Here is a 25556-nt window from a genome sequence, read left to right on the forward strand (position 1 = left end):
GCTTTGCATTTGCGAAGCTAAATTTTAGTTAAATTCGAGTTCTACTTGGCTATTTCCAAGCAGCTGTTTTAATTCGTCTAGTAATGTATCACTTGGCGTCACGCGCCATTCTGTGCCCAATGTTAACCGCGCTCTAGCGTCGGCACGCTGGTAGTATACATTGACTGGGACCGTTCCGGCTCTATAAGGTTCTAAGATTTGACTAAATCGTTCAAAAAATTGACCATTAATTTGGGATTCATCGATAGATATCGATACCCCACGAGCATATTTTTCACGGGCGCTTCCTAAGTCCATGACCTCGCGCGCGGACATTTTAAGCCCACCGTTGAAGTCATCAAAGCTGACCTGTCCAGAAACGACCACAATTTTGTCTTTTTCGAGCAATTCTGCGTAACGATCGAGCGCATCTGAGAACAACATCACTTCCATACGCCCAGATCGATCGTCGATGGTCATCAAACCAATTCGAGTACCACGCTTGGTGGTCATTACTCGAGCTGCAATCACCAAACCTGCAATGGTTAATGATTGATCACGGCGTGTTGGCGTCGCATCTTTCAGACGGCAGCTGGTGTATTTCGCTAACTCTTTGATGTAAGCGTTAACCGGGTGACCCGTCAGGTACAAACCTAGCGTTTCACGTTCACCTTCGAGCCAAACCTTTTCAGGCCACCTTGGTACTTGGGTGTACTTGTGCTCGACTTCTTCCGGAGCATCCGTCAATACACCAAACATATCCGATTGCCCAAACGACTCTGCATGGTGATATTGGCTTGCCGCTTTAACTGCATCAGCCAGAGAAGCCATCATCGCTGCACGGTGAGGGCCTAATCTATCTAACGCACCCGATAGAATCAACTTTTCGATAACACGCTTGTTAACTTTCTTTAAATCAATACGTGCACAGAAGTCGAATAAATCTTTGAAGTAACCGCCCTTATTTCGCGCTTCAATGATCGCTTCAATCGGGCCTTCACCTACCCCTTTAATCGCGCCGATGCCGTAAACGATCGCACCGTCGTCATCAACATTAAATCGGTAGAGACCTGAGTTGATATCAGGCGGCAGCAGTTTGAGCTTCATGCGGAAACACTCATCAACAAGGCCGATAACCTTCTCGGTGTTATCCATATCCGCCGTCATTACCGCGGCCATAAACTCTGCAGGATAGTGTGTTTTCAGCCAAAGTGTTTGGTAAGAAACCAATGCGTAAGCGGCTGAGTGCGATTTGTTAAAGCCGTAACCCGCAAACTTTTCTACCAAGTCAAAGATCTTCATGGCAAGTTCGCCATCAACACCGTTGGCTTCCGCACCTTCTTTGAAGGTACCACGCTGTTTCGCCATCTCTTCTGGCTTTTTCTTACCCATCGCACGACGCAGCATATCCGCGCCACCCAGCGTGTAACCCGCGAGGATCTGTGCAATTTGCATTACCTGTTCTTGGTACAGGATGATGCCATAGGTTGGCTCTAGCGTATCTTTTAGCGATTCATGTTGCCATGTTTCATCTGGGTAAGAGACCGCTTCTCTACCGTGCTTACGGTCGATAAAGTTATCTACCATGCCTGATTGCAGTGGGCCCGGGCGGAACAAGGCTACCAATGCGATGATATCTTCAAAACAGTCAGGCTGAAGACGTTTGATCAGGTCTTTCATACCACGTGATTCCAGCTGGAATACCGCAGTGGTTTCAGAGTTTTGTAGTAGGTTGAACGACGCTTGGTCATCCAGAGGGATCGATTCAATACGAACCGGCTCTTTGCCTTCCTTCTTTAAGCGTGGGTTTACTAGGCCCAACGCCCAGTCGATGATGGTCAGGGTACGTAGACCCAAGAAATCGAACTTAACCAAACCAGCGGTTTCAACGTCATTCTTATCGAATTGCGTTACTGGGAAATTACCTTCAGCATCGGCATAGATAGGTGCGAAGTCCGTGATCGTAGTTGGTGAGATTACAACACCACCTGCGTGTTTACCGGCGTTTCGCGTACAACCTTCAAGGATGCGACACTTATCGATCAGTTCACGAACTTCCTCATCGCCATCGTAAAGCTCTGGTAATGCAGGTTCAGCAAGGAAGGCTTTCTCTAGTGTCATCCCCGGATCTGGCGGTACAAGCTTAGAAATACGGTCCACGAAGCCAAACGGGTGGCCAAGTACACGGCCTACGTCACGAATTACCGCTTTTGCTGCCATGGTACCAAAGGTGATGATCTGAGATACCGCATCACGACCATACATTTCAGCAACGTGATCAATTACTTGGTCACGCTTATCCATACAGAAGTCGATATCGAAATCGGGCATCGAGACACGTTCTGGGTTCAAGAAACGTTCGAACAGTAGATCGTATTCAAGTGGATCGAGATCCGTGATATCCAATGCGTACGCCACCAATGAACCAGCACCCGAACCACGACCTGGGCCTACTGGCACATCGTTATCTTTAGACCACTGGATGAACTCCATTACGATCAAGAAGTAGCCCGGGAAACCCATGTTGTTAACAACTTCCAGTTCAACCTTTAGGCGCTCGTCATATTCAGGGCGGCGCTCCGCTCGCTCTTTTTCATCAGGGAAAAGGAAAGCTAAACGACGCTCAAGGCCTTCTTCTGATTTTTTAATCAAGAAGTCTTCAATCGCTAAACCTTCGGTTGGGAAGTTAGGGAGGAAGTACTCACCAAGACGAACAGTAACGTTACAACGCTTAGCAATCTCTACGCTGTTTTCAAGCGCTTCTGGGATATCGGAGAACAGCTCACACATCTCTTCTTCACTACGAAGATACTGTTGTGCGCTGTAGTTTTTAGGGCGACGTGGATCGACCATGGTGTAACCATCGTGGATCGCTACGCGGATTTCATGGGCATCAAACAAATCTTCGTTTAAGAACACTACTTCATTGGTTGCCACAACCGGTAAGTCTTGTTGTTCAGCAAGCTCTAATGCGAAATGCAGGTAAGACTCTTCATCGGCACGCCCGGTACGAATCAGCTCTAAGTAAAAGCGATCGGGGAAGTGAGTTTTGTAAAACTCGACACTACTCGCGACCAGATCACGGTTACCTTTCAGCAATGCCTTACCGATCTCGCCTTCTTTGGCGCCAGATAAGATAATCAACCCCTCAGCGTTTTCGATTAACCACTCTTTATCGATCACAGGTTGATGCTGTATGTGACCACGCAAGTAAGCTTTTGAAATCAGCAAGGTAAGGTTGTTATAACCTTTGTTATCAGACGCTAAAACCGTCAGTTTCGTCAGCTCATCTCCAAATTCTGGAGATTGCATCAAAAAATCAGCACCAATAATTGGTTTAACCCCACACCCATGGGCAGTACCGTAAAATTTCACCAAACCACATAGGTTAGTGAAGTCGGTAAGTGCTAGGGCGGGCATACCCATTTCAGCGACTTTCTTAACTAACGGTGGCACCTTAGACAGGCCATCCACCATAGAAAAGTCACTGTGTACGCGTAGGTGAACAAATTTTGGATCTGACATTATTTTTCCTGAGTTCTAGACCGGAGCCTAGGATTACAACTGAGTGTATTCTATTTTTTTCTATTGCTAGTAAGCAAATTTATTCGAAGATCAACGCTTATCTGTGTAGCACTTAATCAATGCCTAAAATACGTTTTACTGGCTTAAAGCTCTTACGGTAGTGCTCGGTAACACCGTGCTTTTCAATTGCCTCGAAATGCACCTTGGTCGGGTAACCTTTGTGCTTAGCAAAACCAAACTCCGGATGAAGCTTATCAAGCTCTTCCATCTCTTGGTCACGGACGACTTTAGCGATAATAGAGGCGGCACTGATTTCAGCGACGCGTAAATCTCCTTTAACCACTGCAATACCGGCCATTGGCAATTCAGGTACACGGTTGCCATCAATCAAAGCCATATCAGGCTGAACACTTAACCCAGCAATCGCACGCTGCATCGCAACCATAGTCGCTTGTAGAATATTGAGTTCATCAATTTCTTGCGGTGAACAACGGCCCACAGACCATGCCAATGCTTTTTCTTTAATTTCAGGAAGCAGGGCAAGGCGCTTTTTCTCAGACAGTTTCTTTGAGTCGTTCAGGCCTTCAATTGGATTATTCGGGTCTAGGATAACTGCAGCTGTCACTACATCACCAACCAATGGTCCACGCCCTACTTCATCGACGCCAGCAAATAGCTGGTAGCCTTGAGGGTATTCGAAAGGTGGAAGCTCTTTTTTCTCTTTTACTGCCATGACAATTCTCTTTGTAACTTTTAAGCCCGTGCCTTTGAAACTAGCACGTTATGATTCAACAAACTCTCGGCCGATCAATTTCAGCACCGCATTGGCGGCTTGTTTGTCAGCATCTTTACGGATCCAGTGGTGCATTTCAGTAAAGCGTTCAATCAATGCACTGTTATCGGCAGCTAGCATCTTATCAACCGAAGGGAATAAGAAATCTGGATGGCACTCTTCCAAGATGTGCTCTTTGACGATTTCTTCGCCTGCCAGAATATTCGGCAGTGACACAAACTCGGTGATAGCCAGCTTCTTCACAATGTAGCCAGTCAACTTATTCACCTTGTACCCCACAACCATTGGACGCTTAAGCAGCATGCACTCAAGAGCGACCGTGCCGGATGCCAATAGTACAGAGTCCGCTGCAGTGATCACGTTACGAGCTGTATCTTGTACAATAACAAAATCTAATTCTGGTGCTGTCGCCTTCCAAATCTCGGTAAATTGTTGCTTGCGGGCTTCGTTAACAGCAGCCACCACGAAACCGATGTCTGGGTGCTTTTGTTTGATACGTTTACAGGTTTCAATGAAAGGTTGCGCGATGAGTTTCATTTCACCACCACGACTGCCCGGTAGAACCGCTAACCACTGCTTGTCTTGCTCTAGGCTAAGCAGTTCTCGCGCTTCCGCTTGATTTGGCTCGAGTGGAACGGCATCTGCCAGTGTATGACCAACAAATTCACAGGCAACGTTGTATTTGTCGTAGAACGCTTTTTCAAATGGTAAGAACGCCAGTACCAGGTCGGTTGCTTTGTCGATCTTAAAAATACGTTTTGGACGCCACGCCCATACTGAAGGGCTAACGTAATGAACCGTTTTTATACCTGCGTTCTTAAGGTCTAGCTCCAGTCTCAAGTTAAAGTCAGGAGCATCAATACCAACGAACACATCTGGTGGATTCTGAGTAAAGTATTTAACCAGCTCTGCTTTTACTTTTAGCAGACGAGGCAAGCGACCAAGTACTTCAACAAGGCCCATTACGGCAAGTTCTTCCATCTCAAACAAAGATTCACAGCCTAGCGCTTTCATTTTTGGCCCGCCAATACCAACAAATTCTGCATTCGGGTACTGAGCTTTTATCGCTTTGATAAAGCCTTCGCCAAGGGTATCGCCAGAGAGTTCTCCGACAATAATGCCTACACGCAGTGGCTCGTTGGAAACAAAGCCTGAGTTATTGGTTTGTGCTTCTAGCTGTGCCATAGTTTTCCAATTCCCTTCTCGCCTAAAACAAAAAAGATCGCCTTGAAAGTAGCGATCTTTTTTATATCAATCACACCTGGTATTAACGAATAATACCGCGCTCAGAGTTCTCTAGCATCTCTAACATAGGAGTTACCGAAGCAAACTCTTTTGCCATTTCAACTAAAGCCGCTTTCGCTTCTTCTAGTGTTTTACCAGAGCGGTAAAGCTCTTTGTACGCTTTTTGTAGTGCACGAATCTCTGGTTTCTCGAACCCGTTACGCTTCAGACCTACAAGGTTAAGGCCGAATGGTGCTGCATGGTTACCTTGTGCAAGTACGTACGGAAGTACATCTTGAACAACGGCAGAACAACCACCAATGTAAGCGTAAGCACCGATTGAACAGAACGGGTGAATCGCAGAAAGCGCCATAACACCAGCGTAATCGCCAACTGTTACGTGACCACCTAAGATAGCATTGTTACCAATGTGAGTGTGGTTGCCAACAATAACGTCGTGCGCTACGTGAGCGTTAACACAAAGCAGGTTGTCATCACCAATCACAGTGGTTGCTTTATCTTGAACCGTACCACGGTGGATTTGAACCGCTTCACGAATCACGTTGCGGTCGCCGATCACAACCGTAGTGTCTTCGCCACCGTACTTCTTGTCTTGGTTCTCTTCACCAATCACAGCATGTGGGAAAATTCGGTTTTCTTTACCAATAGTTGTGTGACCTTTGATCACAACATGCGACATGATTTCTGTGTCGTCACCAATGGTTACATTACCAGCAATGTAAGTAAAAGGGCCAACTGTTACGTTTGCACCAATCGTCACATCACCTTCGATAACTGCAGCCGGGTGAATTTTTGCTGTTTCATGAATCATATTAAAACTCTCTACGAGCACATTTAAGTTCAGCTGAACATACTACTTCGCCGTCAACTTTCGCAACGCCGTTAAATGACGCGATGCCACGACGCTCTTTTAGGAATTCAACTTCGATAACCAGCTGGTCACCAGGTACTACTGGCTTACGGAATTTCGCTTTATCAACACTTGCGAAGTAGTAAAGCTCGTTACCAGAAGGTGCACCGAAAGATTTAAATGCAAGAAGGCCTGTTGCTTGCGCCATCGCTTCTAGGATCAACACACCAGGAAATACAGGAAGTTGAGGGAAGTGGCCAGTAAACTGAGGCTCGTTAACAGAAACATTCTTAATTGCAGTCAGTGTTTTTTCTTTTTCAAAGCTAGTCACACGATCAACCATTAAGAATGGGTAGCGATGAGGTAATAGTTCCTGAATTTCAGTAATGTTCATCGTTGTCTGTTCAGTAGTCAAAGTCGTATTCCTATATGTATTCTTTATTTAATTAGAAAGATTATAAACGAAAAAGACTCGCTGTACGCGAGCCTTTTATTAGAAATGCTGGAATTATGATTCCGCGCTCTTCTCGATAAGTTTTTCAACGGTTTTCAAACGCTTGTTCATTTCATCAATACGATGAACACGCGTTGCTGTTTTACGCCAATCTTTATTTGGCTGTAAAGGAATACCCGAAGAGTACATGCCTTTCTCAGTGATGCTGCGCATTACCATTCCCATACCGGTAATCGTAACGCCGTCAGTGATTTCAATGTGACCATTGATTACAGTGCCGCCACCAATAATACAGTACTTACCTATCGTCGTGCTGCCTGCGATGATAGTACCACCCGCAAGAGCAGAACCATATCCGATGTGAACGTTGTGTGCGATTTGCATTTGGTTATCAATGATAACGTTGTCTTCAATAACGGTATCATCTAACGCACCACGGTCGATCGTGGTACACGCACCGATCTCTACGCGATTACCAATGCGAACAGAACCGACTTGAGGGATCTTAACCCACTCGCCTTTCTCGTTCGCGTAGCCAAAGCCATCAGAACCAATCACAGTACTTGATTGAACCAAACAAGCTTCACCAATTACCACTTCATGATAAATGCTTACGTTAGCCCACAGCTTAGTGCCAGCGCCAATCTTGGCGTTTTTACCGATAAAGCAACCCGCACCGATGATCACATCGTTACCAAGAACAACACCAGACTCAATCACAGCGTTCGCACCAATAGACACATTTTGCCCAAGTGTTGCATCGCTCGCAATCGAAGCTGAGTCAGCAATATCCGCAGCCGGTGCTGGAGTAGTATCAAGCGCTTGAGCAACTTTAGCAAAAGCAACGTAAGGGTCACTGACCACAATCACGTTAGTCTTACACAGCTCGCGCTCACTCTCTTTAACCATAATCGCTGACGCTTTACAGTCACCTAGGTGCTTGCTGTACTTAACGTTAGAAAGAAACGTAATGTTGCCTTCTTGCGCTTTATCCATAGGAGCAACAGCAGAAACGGTTACAGTACCGTCACCATGTAGCTCCCCCCCGGTAATGGTTGCCAATTCGGCTAAAGTCAGTGTCTTCATAAAACTTATTTTAGTTCTTTAATTACTTTCTCAGAGATGTTGTATTCAGGCTTGCCGTATTGTAGCGCTTGAATATCAACGATCATGTCGTAGCCTTCTTTCTCTGCAACTTTCGTTACAGCATCTTGAATCACTTTGAATAGCTTCTGCTTCTCTTGCGCTTCGCGACGTTGGCTTGCTTTTTCTAGAGCTTGAGCTTTGATTTTGTACTTGCTGTCTAGTTGACCAACTTCGATACGAAGCTTCTCAACTTCGTCTGGACCTAGTAGCTCGCCATCACGCTTAAGCTTTTCAATCTTAGTCTTAGCTTCCGCTTGAATGCTTTGCAGCTCAGCCGCTTTGTCTTTGAACTCTTCCTGCATTTTTTGAAGAACAACTTCACGCTGAGGTAGAGCCTGGAATACTTGTGCAGTGTTTACATAACCCACTTTTTGCGCAGCTTCAGCAGCTGTTGCAAAGAAAGAAGAGCTAATAACTACAAGGCCTAAACCTGCTGCTTTAATCATATTTTTCAAAATATTGTCCTTTAAATATTAGAAAGTTCTGCCAATGGTGAATGTGAAGAATTCCTCATCATCACCTTCGTAAATTTTAATTGGTTTCGCTAGAGAGAAAACCAATGGGCCCATCGGTGACATCCATTGAAGAGCGGCACCATAAGATGAACGGTAATTCGTTGGATCAGAGTAATCGTAGTAGTACTGGCCGCCACTGTTAGGTGCGCCACGGTCTACGAACTCGGTATCCCATACACTTGCCATATCGAAGAAGACACTGGTACGAATTTGGCTGCGAGCTTCATCAGAAGCAAACGGCGTAGGTACGATTAACTCTAAACTTGCCAAAGCAACCGCGTTACCGCCTACTGAATCGTCAGTAGCGGTGTCGTAGGTTGGGTTGTTACCCGTGCTGCTGCCGTAAACGGCTTTTGGACCTGCCGAGTTAGAGCCAAAACCACGTAGGGTTGTAAAACCACCCGCATAGTAGTTCTCGTAGAATGGGAACAAGTTATCGTTCCCATCCGTTTGACCATAACCATTACCATAGCCTAATCGGCCGCGCATCAATAGAGTGAACTCATGCTTTTTGGTCAGCGGGATGTAATGTTTTACATCGTACTGCATTTTGAAGTACTGAGCATCAGAGCCTGGTACCGTCATTTTAGCGAAAGCACGTTGGTGGTTACCCTCTGTTGGGAAGAAACCACGGTTCAAGTTGTTACGCGTCCAAGAAATATTGATATCGAAATCATCAGTTAAGATGTTCTCATCACCGTATTGGTCGATACTTCTCGCAAACTGTTCAACCTGGATATAAGTCGGTACGTTACCGATCTTGTTGTGCGTATAGCCAACACCGAACTCAATGCGGTTCAGCTCATCCATAGGGAAACCCCAGGTTAAGCTCGTACCATAACTTTGGTTGGTATAGTCGACGATACCTGCTTCAGATGCTTCAAACTCGTTGTAGAAGATCTTACCGCCTAAGCTCACACCATCTAGGTTCCAGTATGGGTCACGGTAGTCTAAGCTCACGTTTTTTTGGTAATCGTTCATCATGGCACTTACGCCAACGCGGTTACCAGAGCCCGCAAAGTTGTCTTGTTGAAGGCCAACTTGGAAACTCACACCAGATTCAGTACCGTAGCCGACACCAAAGTTGATGCTACCTGAGTTTGCTTCTTTAACGTTGTAAACCAAATCAACTTGGTCTTCGCTGCCTGGAACACGAACGGTTTGTACATCGACAGTTTCGAAGAAACCTAGACGGTTAAGACGGCTCTTACCGGTATCAATCGATTTAGAGTTAAGCCAGCTGCCTTCCATTTGACGCATTTCACGACGTAGCACTTCATCTTTTGTCGAGTTGTTACCTGTAAAACGAATGTCACGCACGTAGATACGGCTACCCGCTTCTACGTTAATAACCAATGAAACTTCTTTGGTTTCGTCATTGAATTCTGGAATCGTACGAACTTGCGGATACGCATAACCTGACTCGCCAAGAATACGCTTAACGCCTTCTTCTAGTGAAGTTACAGAAGAGCCGTTGTAGGTATCGCCATCTTCAAATGGCACAAGCGCTTCAAAATCAGCTTCGCGGCCAATAAGCTCACCACGGAATGATACGTCTTTAACTGCGTAAGCTTCGCCTTCATCTAGACCAAGAGTAATATAAACGCCTTTCTTATCTGGAGAGATCGCCACCTGCGTAGAGTCAACCTTAAATTTCAGGTAACCGCGGTCAAGGTAGTAAGATTTAAGCGCTTCAATATCACCAGCAAGCACTTGCTTCTGGTATTTTTCATCCGCTAGGAAGTTCCACCAAGCCACATCTACATTGAGGTTGAAGCGGCTAAGCAGTTCTTCATCAGTAAACACTTCGTTACCGATAAAGTTAATTTGCTGAATCTTAGCGGAAACGCCTTCAGTAAATACAAATTTAAGGTCAGAACGGTTACGTGGCAGAGGTGTTACAACCGCTTTTACTGTCGCGTTGTACTTACCAACACTGTAGTAAAAGTCCTCAAGACCTTTCTCAATATTACTTAGCGTAGTACGGTCAAGAGCTTCACCCTCACGAACACCTGATGCATCTAGGTTCTGCTGAAGTTGTTCTTCTTTAATCGCTTTATTGCCCGAGAAAGAGATACTTGCGATGGTTGGTCGTTCTTTCACTTGAACAATCAATACACCTTCATCGCGAAGGACTTTAACGTCTTCAAAGTTACCCGAAGCGTACAATGCACGGATGATCTCAGAAACATCGCTTTCATCTACTTCATCGCCAATACGTACTGGCATTTTCAGTAGAGCTGCACCAAGTGCAACACGCTGTAAACCTTCGATCTTGATATCTTGAACTACAAAGTTTTGTGCTCCGTTCGCCGCCACACTGGTGGCTAATAGACTTGCGAACAGAATTTGCTTAATCGCCATACTTATTCTAATTATTCCTTGCTACTACCAATGCCTGTGAGAAACCATTCACAGACGAGTAAAATCGTTAAATATTGCCAGAGCCATTAAAGAGAAGAGGATCGCCCCTCCCACTCTGTAACCCATCTCCTGAACTTTCTCAGGGACTGGTTTACGAGTAACGGCCTCAATAGCGAAAAAGAGCAAATGTCCGCCATCAAGCATAGGCAGCGGAACCAAATTAATAATACCCAAGTTAACACTGATCAGAGCTAAAAAGCCTAGGAAGTAAACCAAACCGTAATCAGCGGTTGTACCTGCGCCTTTAGCAATTGAAATCGGGCCACTTAAGTTATTTAAGCCAACATCACCAACGATGAGCTTTTTCAGCATAGTAAGCGTCAGGCCAATGATTTGACCTGTTTTATCAAATGCTTTTCCTACAGACTCAATTACACCAAATTGTAACTCAAAGCGATAATCTTCTGGCCATTCTGCGACTTCCGGAGCAATACCCGCATAGCCGATTGTTGAACCATCAGAAAGCTCGCGGCTTTTCGGTGTCATCACGAGTGATTGCTCACTGCCGTTTCTTGATACGACAACGTCTAATGGTGTCATTGGGTTCGAGCGAATTAACTCAACCACTGATTGCCACTGCTCAATTGGTTGACCATTAATTTCAACAATTTGGTCGCCCGCTTCCAGACCAGCAGAGTATGCAGCACCATCATCAATCACTTGAGCCAGCACTGTCGAGATCTCTGGAGAGTATGGTCTAAAGCCAAGCGTTGTCATCGCAGATTCAGTTTCTGGGTTGAACGACCAGTCTGAAATATCCAACGTCAATTGCTGCTCAAAGCCGATATCGTCTTGCGAAGACACCGTTACTGTCATCGATTGATCACCAATATGCGATATCAAACCCATATTGACTGATTCCCAATCTGCGGTTTTGATTCCCGAAATAGATTTAAGTTCCATTCCAGTTTCAATTCCGGCTTGTGCAGCAATAGATTGTGGAGTTACCTCACCAATCACGGGCTTAACCGCAGGCACACCGATCAGAAATACTAACCAATATGCAAACACAGCAAAGATGAAGTTAAACGCTGGTCCTGCGCCAACAATCGCGGTTCGTTTCCACAATGGCTTTTTATCAAACGCGTACTGCTGCTCGTCTTCTGATAGGTCATCGACACGACCATCGAGCATTTTTACGTAGCCGCCCAGTGGAATAACGGACAAGCTGTATTCTGTACCGTCACGGCCAACTTTGCTCCAGATTGATTTACCAAAACCAATCGAGAATTTTTCAACTTTTACACCGCAACGACGAGCAACCCAGAAATGTCCAAACTCATGAACCGCGACCAGAATGCCAAGCGCTATGATAAAAGATGCGAAGTTCCACAGAATTCCACTCATGCTAGCTGCTCTTTAATAAATTGAATGGCTATTTGACGAGACATATTATCTAGCTCAAGCAGGCTTTCCAAGCTATCTAAGCCTTCAGAGTTATGTTGTTCACATACTTTGCTCATAACATGTTCGTTAATGACTGCAATATCGGTAAATTTAACCTGATTGTTCAAGAAAGCGTCGACCGCAATTTCGTTTGCTGCGTTAATCGCTGTCGTTGCATGCTGGCCTAAGTAACACGCTTCGATGGCTAATTTCAAACATGGGTAACGGTTGAAGTCAGGCTCTAAGAAAGTCAGTTCACCAACTTTGGTGAAATCCAGAGGCTTAACACCCGCTTCAGTACGTTCAGGGTAAGACATCGTCAGTGAGATAGGTGTCGCCATATCTGGTTCACCCATTTGAGCAAGCACTGAACCATCCTTGTACTGAACCATAGAATGGATCACAGACTGAGGGTGGATAATCACCTTTAGCTGCTCTTGAGACGCATTAAATAGCCACTTCGCCTCAATGTACTCAAGGCCTTTATTCATCATAGTCGCAGAATCGACTGAGATCTTAGGTCCCATAGACCAGTTAGGGTGTGCAATAGCACGTTCAGGAGTCACGGATTCCAGTTCAGCCACGTCGGTATAACGGAAAGGACCACCAGAACCGGTTAGTAGGATATGGTTAATGCCGTTAGCTTCTAAATCACAGTGACCTAGATTGGTTTGGACGATTTGTGGCAAGCATTGGAAGATAGCATTGTGTTCACTATCTACAGGAAGAAGTTCTGCACCGTACTTTTCCACAGCATCGATAAACAGCTGTCCAGACATCACCAAGGCTTCTTTATTTGCCAAGAGAATACGCTTACCCGCTTTAACTGCTGCCATAGTTGGAAGCAAGCCTGCCGCGCCAACAATCGCAGCCATCACCGTATCCACTTCATCCAAAGAGGCAACCTTACACATGCCTTCAGAGCCTGAGAGTACTTGGATATTAGGGTGATTGATAGACAAGGTGTCAGCGAGCTGAGATGCAGCATCAGGACAAGCCATAGCAACATAGCTTGGTTGCCACTTTTCTACTAATGCCAGCATCTTTTCAACATTCGAGCCAGCAGCCAGCGCAACGACTGAATAAAGATCTGGGTTTTGCTCAACGACTTTTAGTGTACTTGCACCAATTGAGCCAGTTGCGCCTAGGATAGTTAGATTTCGCATCACATATGACCGTAGAAATGTAATAAAGGGCAGATTCACTGCCCTTTTAATTAGAATGCTAAGTAAAGCAGAGCAAAGACAGGGAATGCAGCCGTTAAGCTATCGATTCTGTCTAGTATACCACCATGACCAGGAATCAGATTACTGCTGTCTTTGACCCCAGAAACACGCTTGAACATGCTTTCAACAAGGTCACCAAGAACAGAGATAACAACGGTCACAAGCGTAATCACAATCATGTGTAGAGGGCTTGAGAATTGGATATTGAACAAGTCAGCAAAAATCCAAGCCACAATCACCGCGGTGATGATACCGCCAATCAGGCCTTCAATTGTCTTGTTCGGGCTAACAGCTGGTGCCATTTTACGCTTACCGAAGCTCTTACCAGAGAAGTAAGCGCCACTGTCTGCAGCCCATACCAGAAGACACACAAACATCACGAGTTTTGCGCCATGGTAAGGATCAACGTCAATACCGTTAGCGCGCAAAATCACTACACTCCAAAAGAATGGCAGCAGAGTTAGTACACCAAAACCATGACGAAGAAACGATGAGTCTTTCCATGCTGGCATAGACTTAGGATAAGTCACTGCCATACCACTTGCGATTACCCACCAAATTGAACCAATCGTTAAAATGGCGTAGTGAGCACTCGATAAGTTATTTAGGCTAAATGCATCAAAAGGGATAAAAGCAAAACTTGCAGCACTTACCACAACCGTTGGAATCAACGCTAAATAACGCGATTTGCTTTCAACAAATTGAGTCCATTCCCAGTAACCCAATAGCGAGATAACCGCTAATGAAAGGATAAACGTAGGAAGTGATAACTCGAAAATTCCTAGAATAACTAGGGGAGCTAAAATCAACGCCGTAATAATTCGTTGTTTCAAACCAAAAAATCCTTATTAACTGTCCATCAGAGCTTTAATCTGCTCACCGGTGCAGCCAAAACGGCGCTCACGATTTACAAACCAAGTCACAGCTTCTACTAAGCTGTCTTCATTAAAGTCTGGCCAGAATTGTTCAGTAAAGTACATTTCGGCGTAAGCCAACTGCCAAAGCATAAAGTTACTAATGCGGCATTCACCACTGGTACGGATCAGTAGATCAACTTCTGGAATATCCGCCATTGTCAGGTGCTGTGTAATCATAGCTTCATCAATGTCTTCTACATTAATATCGCCAGACTTTACCTGTTGAGCGATGGAAGTCATCGCTTGCTGAATATCCCACTTACCACCGTAGTTCGCGGCGATATTGATAACCATACCGGTATTGGTGCTAGTCAAAGCTTCCGCTTCTTCTATTTTCTTTTGTAGTCGATCATTGAAACGACTTTTATCACCAATAACACGAAGTTGTAGATTATTTTTATGGAGCTTTTTCACTTCACTTGAAAGCACGGAGATAAAGAGTTCCATCAAAATACCCACTTCTTCCTCTGGTCGGCGCCAGTTCTCGCTACTGAATGCGAAAAGTGTAACGGCTTTGATGCCGAGTCTGGCAGCAGAAGAGATGGTTTTGCGAACGGCTTGAACACCGTTTTTATGACCAAAGACGCGAGGCTTGCCCTGAGCTTTTGCCCAGCGACCATTACCGTCCATAATGACAGCAATGTGTTTAGGAAGAGAGTCTGTGAACGCTTGAGAATTATGCATAAAAGAGTGAATCAAATTCTAATAGTCGAACAGAGTAGCATAAAAAAACGCTGAACAGTGAGTACAGCGTTTTTCCGGAAAGAAAAGAATATGGAAAATTAAACTTCCATCAACTCTTTTTCTTTAGTTGCTAGAACTTCGTCTACGTTCTTAACCGCAGCGTCAGTTAGCTTTTGAATTTCGTCTTGTGCTTTACGATCTTCATCTTCAGAGATTTCTTTATCTTTAAGAAGTGCTTTTAGATCGCCATTCGCGTCACGACGGATGTTACGGATAGCAACACGGCCACCTTCAGCTTCGCCACGAACGATTTTAACTAGGTCTTTACGACGCTCTTCGGTTAGCGGTGGAAGTGGAACACGGATAACCGTACCCGCAGACATAGGGTTTAGACCTAGGTCAGATGTCATGATCGCTTTTTCAACTAGAGGCGTTAGCGTTTTATCAAACACTGTGATTGCTAGAGTACGTGCGTCTTCAGCAATAACGTTAGCAACTTGAGTCAAAGGCGTTGGTGCACCGTAGTACTCTACTGTAAGGCCAGAAAGTAGGCTTGGGTGTGCACGACCTGTACGAATCTTTTGCAGGCTGCTTCTTAGTGCATCAACACTTTTTTCCATGCGCTCTTGAGCGTCTTTTTTGATTTCGTTAATCACAATTTCACCTTGATTATGTTCTTTCTTCAAGAAAGCTTTTTATTTGGAGTGATAAGGATAAAGCTTACCGGAGTATAGCCCCCAGTAAGCCCGAAAAATTAGTCAGCGTCGCTGATTAATGTACCTTCAGTTTCACCCATAACCACGCGACGTAGTGCGCCTGGCTTATTCATGTTAAATACACGGATTGGCATTTTGTGATCACGTGCTAGCGTAAATGCAGCCAAGTCCATTACTTTAAGCTCTTTCTCAAGAACTGTGTTGTAAGACAAAGTATCATACAGCTCTGCGTCTGGGTTTGCTACTGGGTCAGCAGTAAATACACCATCTACTTTTGTCGCTTTTAGAACTACGTCAGCTTCGATTTCGATACCACGTAGACATGCAGCAGAGTCAGTAGTGAAGAATGGGTTACCAGTACCAGCAGAGAAGATCACAACGCGACCTTGACGTAGTTGGCTGATTGCATCTGCCCAGTTGTAGTCGTCACACACGCCTTTTAGAGGAATTGCAGACATTACACGTGCGTTTACGTAAGCACGGTGCAGAGCATCACGCATAGCAAGGCCGTTCATTACTGTTGCAAGCATACCCATGTGGTCGCCAACAACGCGGTTCATGCCAGCTTCAGCAAGACCAGCACCACGGAACAGGTTACCGCCACCGATAACAACACCAACTTGAACGCCTAGTTCAACCAATTCTTTTACTTCTTGAGCCATACGATCAAGGATCGTTGGGTCAATACCAAAACCTTCTTCGCCTTGTAGCGCTTCACCGCTAAGTTTTAACAGAATACGTTGATACGCTGGTTTAGGGTTCGTAGTCATGGAGTTTACCTTCCAAAGAGTTGATGATTAACAGTCATGGATAAAAACTGAGTAAGTCAGTTTGCATTCATAACCACTAACGTTGCGTTCAAAAATAGTTCACTATTCATAAAAAGACCGCAGCATTTGCCACGGTCTTTTTTCAAACAATACGCTAAGGATTAACCTTTTTGTACCGCTGCAACTTCGTCAGCGAAGCTCATTTCAGCAGCTTTCTCGATACCTTCACCAACTTCTAGACGTACGAAGTTAGATACTGCAGCGCCTTTTTCTTTAAGGATTTCGCCAACAGTTTTCTTAGGTTCCATGATGAAAGCTTGACCTGTTAGAGAGATTTCGCCCGTGAATTTCTTCATACGGCCGATAACCATTTTCTCAGCGATCTCTTGAGGCTTGCCTTCGTTCATAGCGATTTCAACTTGAACTTCTTTCTCTTTAGCAACTACGTCTGCTGGTACATCTTCTGGGTTAACAAACTCAGGACGAGAAGCAGCTACGTGCATAGCAACGTGCTTAAGAGTTTCAGCTTCGCCTTCACCAGCTACAACAACACCGATTTTCTCACCGTGACGGTAAGAAGCTAGAGCAGCACCTTGTACGTATGCTACACGACGGATGTTGATGTTTTCGCCGATTTTTGCAACTAGAGCAACGCGAGTTTCTTCGAACTTAGCTTGTAGCTCTTCTACAGAAGCTTGAGTAGCTACTGCGTCAGCTGCTACTTCTTCTGCGAATGCAGTGAAGCTAGCATCTTTTGCTACGAAGTCAGTTTGGCAGTTAACTTCAAGAAGAACAGCTACACCGTTCTCTTCTTTGATGATGATTGCGCCTTCAGCAGCAACGTTACCAGCTTTCTTAGCTGCTTTCGCTGCGCCAGATTTACGCATGTTTTCAATTGCTAGTTCGATGTCAGCGTTTGCTTCTACAAGCGCTTTCTTACATTCCATCATGCCAGCGCCAGTGCGCTCGCGAAGTTCTTTAACTAGAGCAGCAGTTACAGTTGCCATTCTCTATTCCTCGGTTGATTCGAAAATAAGGTAAAAATCAGGGGCCAAAATGAGGCCCCCGATCTAACTATAACCTAGCTTACATTTAATAAAGATTTCAAAATCTATATTAGCTAAGCCAAGCGTGATTCAGAGCCGCTATTATTCAGCTTCTACAAAACCATCTTTTTCAGCAGCTACAGCAGCAACGTCTTTGTTACGACCTTCTTTAACCGCGTCTGCAGCAGCGTTTAGGTAAAGCTGTACTGCACGGATTGCATCGTCGTTACCTGGGATAACGAAGTCAACGCCGTCTGGGTTAGAGTTAGTATCAACTACAGCGTAAACTGGGATACCTAGGTTGTTTGCTTCTTTAACTGCGATGTGTTCGTGATCAGCATCGATTACGAATAGAGCGTCTGGTAGGCCGCCCATGTTCTTGATACCACCAAGAGACTTCTCTAGCTTCTCCATTTCACGAGTGCGCATTAGAGCTTCTTTCTTAGTTAGCTTGTCGAAAGTACCGTCTTGAGCTTGCGCTTCAAGTTCTTTCAGACGCTTGATAGACTGACGAACAGTTTTGTAGTTCGTTAGCATACCGCCTAACCAGCGGTTGTTAACGTAGAACTGGTTGCTGTTTACAGCAGCTTCTTTAACAGCTTCAGATGCAGCGCGCTTAGTACCAACAAAAAGAACTTTACCTTTCTTCTCACCAACTTTAGCGATTTCTGCTAGAGCTTCGTTGAACATTGGTACAGTTTTTTCTAGGTTGATGATATGTACTTTGTTACGAGCACCAAAGATGAATGGCTTCATTTTTGGGTTCCAGTAACGAGTTTGGTGACCGAAGTGAACACCAGCTTTAAGCATATCGCGCATTGATACAGTTGCCATTTTAAAATCCTCTATGGGGTTAGGCCTCCACATCCCCCATGAATCCGACCCCTAACAACTAACCACTTTTCAGCCGTTATCTGTGTTGTTGAAGCACCCCGGAACATGTGACGGAATGTGTGTGATTTAAAGATATAAGTTAGTGGATACCAAAGCCTGTTTCGCCAGTTGGAGAAAACAGTCCTGATGTCCGGCGAGCTTTATACCATATTTTGTCTATCTATGGCTAGAAAAAAATCGAAAAATGGCGACTGCTATACTGATCTCTGAAGGTAATTTTCCCCTATAAAATAGTGTCTATATCAAACGGCTTCTGCATCCGTTAGCCGAGCATTATTTAATCACGTTAACAGTATCCACCGGTATTGTACGGACATGGTAATGTTGCGCTAAATTGCTGCACTGATAGAATAGCCCCAATATGCACACTTAGGTGCTACCAAATTAAGAGATATGCAATGGCTGTAAAAATTAAAACTGCTGAAGAAATTGAAAAAATGCGCGTCGCCGGCAAACTGGCTGCTGAAATTCTAGAGATGATCGAACCTCACATCCAAGTAGGTACGACGACAGAAGAGCTAAACCAAATCTGTCATGACTACGCTCTAGAAAGAGGCGCATACTCAGCACCACTTGATTACCACGGTTTCCCTAAGTCTATCTGTACGTCTATCAACCACATCGTGTGTCACGGTATTCCGGCATCACAAGACGAAACTGGTAGCACAGGTCAATTTAAGCCTGCTGTACTTAAAGATGGCGACATCCTTAACGTAGATATCACGGTAATCATCCCTGACGACGAAAATGCAGATCTAAGCACTCGTCCTCAAGGCTACCACGGTGATACGTCTAAGATGTTCCTTGTGGGTGAAGTTTCACCAGCAAACAAGCGTCTATGTATGGTTGCTCAAGAAGCACTTTACGAAGGCATGCGCCAAGTGAAGCCGGGTGTTCAACTTGGTCAAATCGGTACGGCTATTGAGAAGTACATCAAGACCAACAACAAGAACAACCCTCGCGCTAAGTTCTCTATTGTTAAAGATTACTGTGGTCACGGTATCGGTTCTGAGTTCCACGAAGATCCGCAAGTTGTACACTACAAAAACAACGACCGCACAGTACTGAAAGCGGGCATGTGTTTCACTATCGAGCCAATGATCAACGCCGGTAAGTTTGGCTGTCGTCTTGATGACGAAGATAGCTGGACAGTGTATACAGCAGACAGCAAGAACTCGGCTCAATGGGAGCACACACTAGTCGTAACAGACACGGGTTGTGAAGTTCTAACACTGCGTAGCGATGATACTATTCCACGTATCATGAAAAACGCTTAGTTCACTGAGCTAAACGCATCAAACCTTTAAAAATATCCTCGCATTGTCGAGGATATTTTTTATCCGCTCAATTTCGATTTTCCACCAGCTTCTGGTAAATTGTTTAATATTCTCATTTGCTTGCACGGATAGCAGACTATGCCTTATCAATGCCCTCTTACGTTCAATGACGAACAAATTGAAATCTGCGAATTAAAAAATCAGCTCGAGATCTTCACGCAGTACCAAAAAAATGAATTTCTAAACCATCATCCTGTCACGGACTTGGTATTGCTCCGCTCTGAATACATGGACTTGTTACTCAGACGCTTATGGGAGCATTTCGGTTTTAGCAACCTACCTCATATTTCGCTAGTTGCTGTGGGTGGCTATGGTCGTGGTGAACTTCATCCGCTGTCGGACATTGATATCTTAATCGTATCCCAAAAAACATTGCCACCAGCCCTTGGTGAAAAAGTCAGTCAGTTCATCACCTTACTGTGGGATTTAAGGCTCGAAGTTGGCCACGCGGTGCGTACCATTGCTGAGTGTATTGATATCGGTTTCGATGATCTAACCGTCGCCACCAACCTACAAGAGTCGCGCTTATTGTGTGGCAGTGAAGATACCTTTCAAGAACTTAAGCTGAAGATTCATTCCGATTCCTTTTGGCCAAGTGAGACCTTCTACAAGGCAAAAATTCAAGAACAGAGAGAGCGTCATGCGCGCTACCACGATACCACTTACAACCTTGAACCTGATATCAAGTCTACGCCAGGCGGTCTACGAGACATCCACACGCTCAGTTGGGTAGCTCGTCGTCACTTCGGTGCGACCTCTTTACTTGAAATGAGCAAGTACGGCTTCCTTACTGATGCCGAGTATCGCGAGCTCGTAGAATGCCAAGACTTCTTATGGCGCGTTCGCTTCGCACTGCATATTGAGCTGCGCCGCTACGACAATCGCCTGACGTTTGCCCATCAAGCACAAGTCGCCGAACACCTTGGCTACACAGGCGAAGGCAACCGCGGTGTCGAGATGATGATGAAGGAGTTTTATCGAACCCTTCGCCGAGTAGCAGAGCTCAATAAAATGCTGCTCAAACTATTCGACCAAGCGATCATTAATGGTGGTGAGACAGAAGAAGCTGAGATTCTCGACAATGACTTCCAACGCCGAGGTTCATTGATAGAAGCGCGCAAGCCTGCCCTATTCCAAGCAAGGCCAGAGACCATTCTCGATATGTTTATCCATATCGCCAATGACTCTTCCATCGAAGGCGTTAGCCCTCCAACATTACGACAACTGCGTACGGCACGTCGCAGGCTTAACCGCTTCCTGCATACTATCCCAGAAGCGCGTGAGAAGTTTATGACTCTGGTTCGCCACCCCAATGCATTGCACAAAGCATTTAGCTTGATGCACAAATTGGGAGTGCTTTCAGCGTATCTACCGCAGTGGAGCCAGATCGTCGGCCAGATGCAATTCGACCTGTTCCATGTTTATACCGTAGATGAGCACAGTATTCGACTGCTCAAACACATCAATCGCTTTGGTCAAATTGAAAACCACGACAAGCACCCTATCTGTTGTGAAGTCTACCCTCGAGTGCAGAAGAAAGAGCTGCTGATCCTAGCCGCTATCTTCCACGACATTGGCAAAGGTCGTGGCGGTGATCACTCAGAGATTGGTGCGGTCGAAGCGTACTCTTTCTGTATTGAGCATGGCTTATCAAAACCAGAAGCCAAGCAAGTGGCGTGGCTAGTACAAAACCACTTGTTGATGTCTGTTACCGCTCAACGTCGCGATATCTACGATCCAGAAGTGATAACCGAATTCGCCAAGAAAGTACGTGACGAAGAATCACTAGAGCTGCTGGTTTGCTTAACCGTTGCCGACATCTGTGCAACCAACCCAGAGCTATGGAACAGTTGGAAACGAACCCTACTCGCAGAGTTATTCCACTCAACTCAGCGTGCGCTGCGACGCGGCCTAGAAAATCCGGTCGACGTTCGAGACCGTATTCGTCACAACCAACAAATGGCATCCGCCCTACTGCGCAAAGAAGGCTTCACCGCTCGTGAAATTGAAGTGTTGTGGCAACGCTTTAAAGCCGATTACTTCTTACGTCATACCCACAAACAGATTGCATGGCATTGTGAACATCTACTACGCCTAGAAGATCCAAGCCAGCCTTTAGTTTTGATAAGCAAAAAAGCGACACGAGGCGGAACAGAAGTATTTGTTTACAGCAAAGACCAAGCGGCACTATTTGCCACCGTGGTTGCCGAGCTCGACAGACGTAACTTCAACGTTCATGACGCTCAGGTTATGGCGAGCAAAGATGGTCATGTTCTGGATACCTTTATCGTGCTAGATCAACATGGCAAGGCAATTGACGAAGCAAGACATAAAGCTGTCGCAAAACATCTGACCCATGTTTTGGCAGATGGCCGTCCAACGAAGATTAAGACACGTCGCACCCCGCGTAACCTACAGCACTTTAAGGTAAAAACTCTGGTTGAGTTCTTACCAACCAAGAGTAAAAAACGCACCTTGATGGAACTAAGAGCACTCGATACTCCAGGGCTACTGGCACAAGTTGGGGCGACCTTCGCAGAGCTGGGTATTAATCTGCATGGCGCTAAAATTACTACCATTGGCGAACGTGCAGAGGATCTGTTTATTCTGACCAGTGACACAGGTGGACGACTTTCTGAAGAGCAAGAACAGGCGCTCAGAGAGAGGCTAACAGAGCATGTTTCGGAGCTTGCGCCTTAGAACTCGAATGGAGTACAACTCGCTGGTTGAATAACCAAATAAGTGTGGGCAAAGATAGAGAGCGATCTTGCCCACAACTTACAATCAATTCACAGATATCAACTATCTAGCTCGTCGTTAGGCTGCTACATTGATTAAGTCAATTACATAAAAGTATTACATTCATAAACTAGAGGTCGCTTATGTATCCAAACCTCACTGGCTTAGGTATCCACGAGCCTAAACAGATTGAACGTTACTCCCTTCGCCAAGAAGCACACAAAGATATCCTGAAGATTTATTTTCGTAAGCAGAAAGGCGAGCTGTTCGCGAAAAGCGTTAAGTTTAAGTACCCACGACAAGTAAAAAGTGTGCTTGTTAGCGGTGGCAATAATCAATACAAAGAAGTGACTGAGATTAACCGCAACCTCACGCTTGTGATTGATGAGCTTAATAAAATCACCAAACCTACGCCAACCACTGAGACGGATGTAAAACAGAAGATCCTGACCGACCTACGCCATTTAGAGAAGGTTGTGTCTAGTAAGATCGCTGAGATCGAAGCGGATCTAGAAAAACTAAAATGATCCCGATGCTAGGCAATTAATGACTATCGTTGGTTGATCGACTCAGGTTATACAGACAACAAAAAGGGCTGATATCACTATCAGCCCTTTGTTTTATCTAACTATTATTTAGACGACCGTGTTTGCGCATCGACTAAATTTGTATCCCAATCAAAGGCTTCAAATAACTGTAGCCAAGTTTCATCAAGGCTTGCCTTCATCACTAATTCTTCTTTAGTGAAAGGGTGAATAAAGCGCAACTCTGAAGCGTGCAATAACAAACGGTGTGAATCCAAGTTTTCACGGAATAGGCGGTTATGCTTACCATCACCATGAGAAGTATCGCCAACAATTGGGTGTCTTAGGTGGGCCATATGACGGCGCAACTGATGTTTACGGCCCGTCTTCGGCAACATCTCAACTAAGCAGTAACGGCTCGTTGGAAAACGCCCTGTCGAATAGGGTACTTCCACTTTTGCTAACGGTTCATAAGCCGTCACGGCCTCTTGTGCTTCTTTGTCCTCTTTTGCAAACTTATCCGCAATCTTGTCTAGCTCGACTTTAAGTGGGTAATCAAGCGTATCGCCTTCTTCTATCCAACCACGAACAATTGCATGATAAGTCTTTTGCATCTCATGGTTAGCGAACATCGGCATCACATCAGAAGCCACTTCACTTGAGAGTGCGAACACCAATACGCCAGAAGTCGGCCTATCTAAACGGTGCAATGGGAACACGTGTTGACCAATTTGGTCACGCAGAGTCTGCATCACAAACTGAGTCTCATGTTTATCTAGCCATGAGCGGTGCACCAGCATTCCTGCAGGCTTATTTACCGCGACAAAGTACTCATCTTGATAAATGATCTCTAACATTAGGCGCATACCTCATCAATGCTTTGAATCGTCACTAGTAGCTCAGCTTTGTCCGCCTCGTTTTTCCATACTTCACCAAAATATGGATGAATAGCAAACCCTTTAGGTAAAGGCATTTTCGCGTCAATCATCGCATTGATCTTTACGATGAAGATCCACTGTAGCCACTCTTCGGGTTGAAGTGAATCGATAGCAAAAGGTTCAACGCTTGCCAGAGCTTCATCCGACGGTGCAACGCTACTCCACAGAGAGCATTGGCGCATTTGTTGTTCTAATTGTTGAAGTAATGGAGGTAACTTTGTGGCAGCTGTCATTTTTCACCAAGTTATTTATCTAGTGACCTTGAAATTGGGGCATAGAGTACCATCTATTGAGGAAAGAAAGTTAGGAGCTTATTACTATGGAAACCATTCACACGCTCACTCAGTTATTGAAGAATAGCGGTTGCCAATACGATATCTACGATCTCGGTCGTCGTATCCAGAAAATCGACAACACCTTATTCTCAGATGTTGAGCAAGGGAAACAGCCGTACCCATTTCCACTTCAGAAACAAGCTCACTTAGCGATCAGCTACTGGAATGAACAGAAGCAGCCATGGATCTGGTTCTTAAAATTCAAACTGGATGAAAGAGGTCTACTTAACCAAGCCGATGTAGGTAACTTTTTGAAGTTCGTATTAGAAGCGATGGGCACACGCTTAAGCGGTGAGATCAGCGAAGAGCAACAAGAGAAGCTGTCGAACAACCCATACACCTTCAAGCCTTCTGAAGACAAAATGGCGGTATTCCATAGCCAAGTAAGAGCAGAATTAGATCTTGCGACCAGCCAATACTATGAACATGCTCAACACTACTTCACCGGCGAGTTAGGTTGGGACAATTGGCAGACTGTTGGCCTTCAAGGCATCACTGATATGTGTGCCCGTCTCGGCAGCCAACAAAACGGTGTCGCGATTCGTAAAGCCTTCAATAAGCTTCCTTCTGAGCCACTTTACGCGACATTAGGCGCACTTGAGCACACACAAATTAATGACAAGCTGGCTCAACGCTTACAAGAGATGGCCGAGAACGAGATCAACAGCAGCGAACCGGACCTGTTCTTGTTGTCTGCACTGGTGCGTGCCCTATCAGGTGCAGAGCCAAGCATCACCAATGCAGTGATTAACCAAGTTCTGGCGAGCCCACGCTTAAGTCATCAAGAAGTCCTGATTGGCTTAGCAGGCCGAAGCTGGCACGCTCTACAAGACCCAGCAATTGCTGAGCAATTCTTGTTGCGCCTCGCACAAACTGGCAATCAAAACCTATTCAACCAGCTATTTGCTGATCTAGTGATGATTCCAGCTCTGAGAATGGTATTTTTACCATTGCTGAACTCAAACCCATCTCCAGAATTGGCGAATGCACTGATCGAGTTACAACAAGCTACTAAATCTCAGTAATACTTTAGCAACTCGCTGATAAGCATTAATAAAACTGCTTAAAGCTAGGGTTAAATAGGAAGAAAAAGTAAAAGGAAGTATGGATTAA

22 protein-coding genes are annotated in these 25556 nt (G+C 45.1%); 4 read left to right on the forward strand and 18 right to left on the reverse strand.

Annotated features, from left to right (window positions below; genetic code table 11):
* Window positions 1-24 precede the first annotated feature (24 nt).
* From dnaE to rpsB, 16 genes are all read right to left on the reverse strand, one after another.
* Window positions 25-3504, reverse strand: a complete 3480-nt coding sequence (dnaE, locus tag JC606_RS10825) for a DNA polymerase III subunit alpha (RefSeq protein ID WP_198778587.1) — start codon at window positions 3502-3504, stop codon at window positions 25-27.
* A 112-nt stretch (window positions 3505-3616) separates the two neighbouring features.
* A complete protein-coding gene (rnhB, locus tag JC606_RS10830) occupies window positions 3617-4237 on the reverse strand; it encodes a ribonuclease HII (RefSeq protein ID WP_198778588.1) in 621 nt (206 codons plus the stop codon).
* Window positions 4238-4285: 48 nt separating this feature from the next.
* On the reverse strand, window positions 4286-5482 hold the full coding sequence (lpxB, locus tag JC606_RS10835; protein WP_198778589.1) for a lipid-A-disaccharide synthase: 1197 nt from the start codon (window positions 5480-5482) through the stop codon (window positions 4286-4288).
* Between the two features lie 82 nt (window positions 5483-5564).
* Window positions 5565-6353 (reverse strand): acyl-ACP--UDP-N-acetylglucosamine O-acyltransferase, encoded by a 789-nt coding sequence (lpxA, locus tag JC606_RS10840; protein WP_004738600.1) that lies wholly within the window; start codon window positions 6351-6353, stop codon window positions 5565-5567.
* 1 nt (window position 6354) lies between these two features.
* Complete coding sequence (fabZ, locus tag JC606_RS10845) at window positions 6355-6807, reverse strand: 3-hydroxyacyl-ACP dehydratase FabZ (protein WP_004738598.1); 453 nt, start codon at window positions 6805-6807, stop codon at window positions 6355-6357.
* A gap of 93 nt (window positions 6808-6900) precedes the next feature.
* Window positions 6901-7932 (reverse strand): UDP-3-O-(3-hydroxymyristoyl)glucosamine N-acyltransferase, encoded by a 1032-nt coding sequence (gene lpxD, locus JC606_RS10850; protein WP_061032608.1) that lies wholly within the window; start codon window positions 7930-7932, stop codon window positions 6901-6903.
* A gap of 5 nt (window positions 7933-7937) precedes the next feature.
* A complete protein-coding gene (locus JC606_RS10855; protein ID WP_137407916.1) occupies window positions 7938-8438 on the reverse strand; it encodes an OmpH family outer membrane protein in 501 nt (166 codons plus the stop codon).
* 27 nt (window positions 8439-8465) lie between these two features.
* On the reverse strand, window positions 8466-10871 hold the full coding sequence (gene bamA, locus JC606_RS10860; protein ID WP_137407902.1) for an outer membrane protein assembly factor BamA: 2406 nt from the start codon (window positions 10869-10871) through the stop codon (window positions 8466-8468).
* 48 nt (window positions 10872-10919) lie between these two features.
* Window positions 10920-12278, reverse strand: a complete 1359-nt coding sequence (gene rseP, locus JC606_RS10865) for a sigma E protease regulator RseP (RefSeq protein WP_102423120.1) — start codon at window positions 12276-12278, stop codon at window positions 10920-10922.
* On the reverse strand, window positions 12275-13483 hold the full coding sequence (gene ispC / locus JC606_RS10870) for a 1-deoxy-D-xylulose-5-phosphate reductoisomerase (protein ID WP_137407904.1): 1209 nt from the start codon (window positions 13481-13483) through the stop codon (window positions 12275-12277). The genes rseP and ispC overlap by 4 nt, the downstream gene beginning before the upstream one ends.
* Window positions 13484-13533: 50 nt before the next feature.
* On the reverse strand, window positions 13534-14376 hold the full coding sequence (locus JC606_RS10875; RefSeq protein WP_004738591.1) for a phosphatidate cytidylyltransferase: 843 nt from the start codon (window positions 14374-14376) through the stop codon (window positions 13534-13536).
* A gap of 15 nt (window positions 14377-14391) precedes the next feature.
* Window positions 14392-15144 (reverse strand): isoprenyl transferase, encoded by a 753-nt coding sequence (locus tag JC606_RS10880; RefSeq protein WP_004738590.1) that lies wholly within the window; start codon window positions 15142-15144, stop codon window positions 14392-14394.
* A gap of 98 nt (window positions 15145-15242) precedes the next feature.
* Window positions 15243-15800, reverse strand: a complete 558-nt coding sequence (frr, locus tag JC606_RS10885) for a ribosome recycling factor (protein WP_198778590.1) — start codon at window positions 15798-15800, stop codon at window positions 15243-15245.
* Window positions 15801-15898: 98 nt separating this feature from the next.
* Entirely contained in the window at window positions 15899-16630 is a 732-nt protein-coding gene (pyrH, locus tag JC606_RS10890; protein WP_004738586.1) for a UMP kinase, read from the reverse strand.
* 161 nt (window positions 16631-16791) lie between these two features.
* Window positions 16792-17637 carry a translation elongation factor Ts gene (gene tsf / locus JC606_RS10895; RefSeq protein WP_102423122.1) on the reverse strand — a complete coding sequence of 282 codons (846 nt, stop codon included), beginning with the start codon at window positions 17635-17637 and terminating at the stop codon, window positions 16792-16794.
* A 141-nt stretch (window positions 17638-17778) separates the two neighbouring features.
* Window positions 17779-18510: a 30S ribosomal protein S2 gene (gene rpsB / locus JC606_RS10900; RefSeq protein ID WP_032546326.1), complete on the reverse strand. Its 732-nt coding sequence runs from the start codon at window positions 18508-18510 to the stop codon at window positions 17779-17781.
* A gap of 458 nt (window positions 18511-18968) precedes the next feature.
* Between rpsB and map the strand changes: the two genes are divergently transcribed.
* The 3 genes from map to JC606_RS10915 all read left to right on the forward strand — a co-directional run bounded on the left by map (window position 18969) and on the right by JC606_RS10915 (window position 23173).
* On the forward strand, window positions 18969-19847 hold the full coding sequence (gene map, locus JC606_RS10905) for a type I methionyl aminopeptidase (RefSeq protein WP_004738580.1): 879 nt from the start codon (window positions 18969-18971) through the stop codon (window positions 19845-19847).
* Between the two features lie 138 nt (window positions 19848-19985).
* Window positions 19986-22607 carry a bifunctional uridylyltransferase/uridylyl-removing protein GlnD gene (glnD, locus tag JC606_RS10910; protein ID WP_137407905.1) on the forward strand — a complete coding sequence of 874 codons (2622 nt, stop codon included), beginning with the start codon at window positions 19986-19988 and terminating at the stop codon, window positions 22605-22607.
* A gap of 182 nt (window positions 22608-22789) precedes the next feature.
* Window positions 22790-23173 (forward strand): DUF3461 family protein, encoded by a 384-nt coding sequence (locus JC606_RS10915; RefSeq protein ID WP_061032602.1) that lies wholly within the window; start codon window positions 22790-22792, stop codon window positions 23171-23173.
* A gap of 104 nt (window positions 23174-23277) precedes the next feature.
* Here the strand turns inward: JC606_RS10915 and truC are convergent, their stop codons facing one another.
* Complete coding sequence (truC, locus tag JC606_RS10920; RefSeq protein WP_137407906.1) at window positions 23278-24027, reverse strand: tRNA pseudouridine(65) synthase TruC; 750 nt, start codon at window positions 24025-24027, stop codon at window positions 23278-23280.
* Window positions 24027-24341, reverse strand: coding sequence for a YqcC family protein (locus tag JC606_RS10925; RefSeq protein ID WP_137407907.1), 315 nt, complete (start codon window positions 24339-24341; stop codon window positions 24027-24029). Before JC606_RS10925 ends, truC begins: the two co-directional genes overlap by 1 nt.
* Before the next feature lie 86 nt (window positions 24342-24427).
* Between JC606_RS10925 and JC606_RS10930 the strand changes: the two genes are divergently transcribed.
* The gene (locus JC606_RS10930) at window positions 24428-25468 is read left to right on the forward strand and encodes a DUF3549 family protein (RefSeq protein WP_105057494.1); all 1041 of its coding nucleotides are present in this window, start codon (window positions 24428-24430) and stop codon (window positions 25466-25468) included.
* Window positions 25469-25556: the final 88 nt, after the last annotated feature.

Origin of the sequence: Vibrio sp. IB15, from assembly GCF_016406055.1 — a bacterium.
GTDB classification, from domain to species: Bacteria; Pseudomonadota; Gammaproteobacteria; order Enterobacterales; family Vibrionaceae; genus Vibrio; species Vibrio chagasii.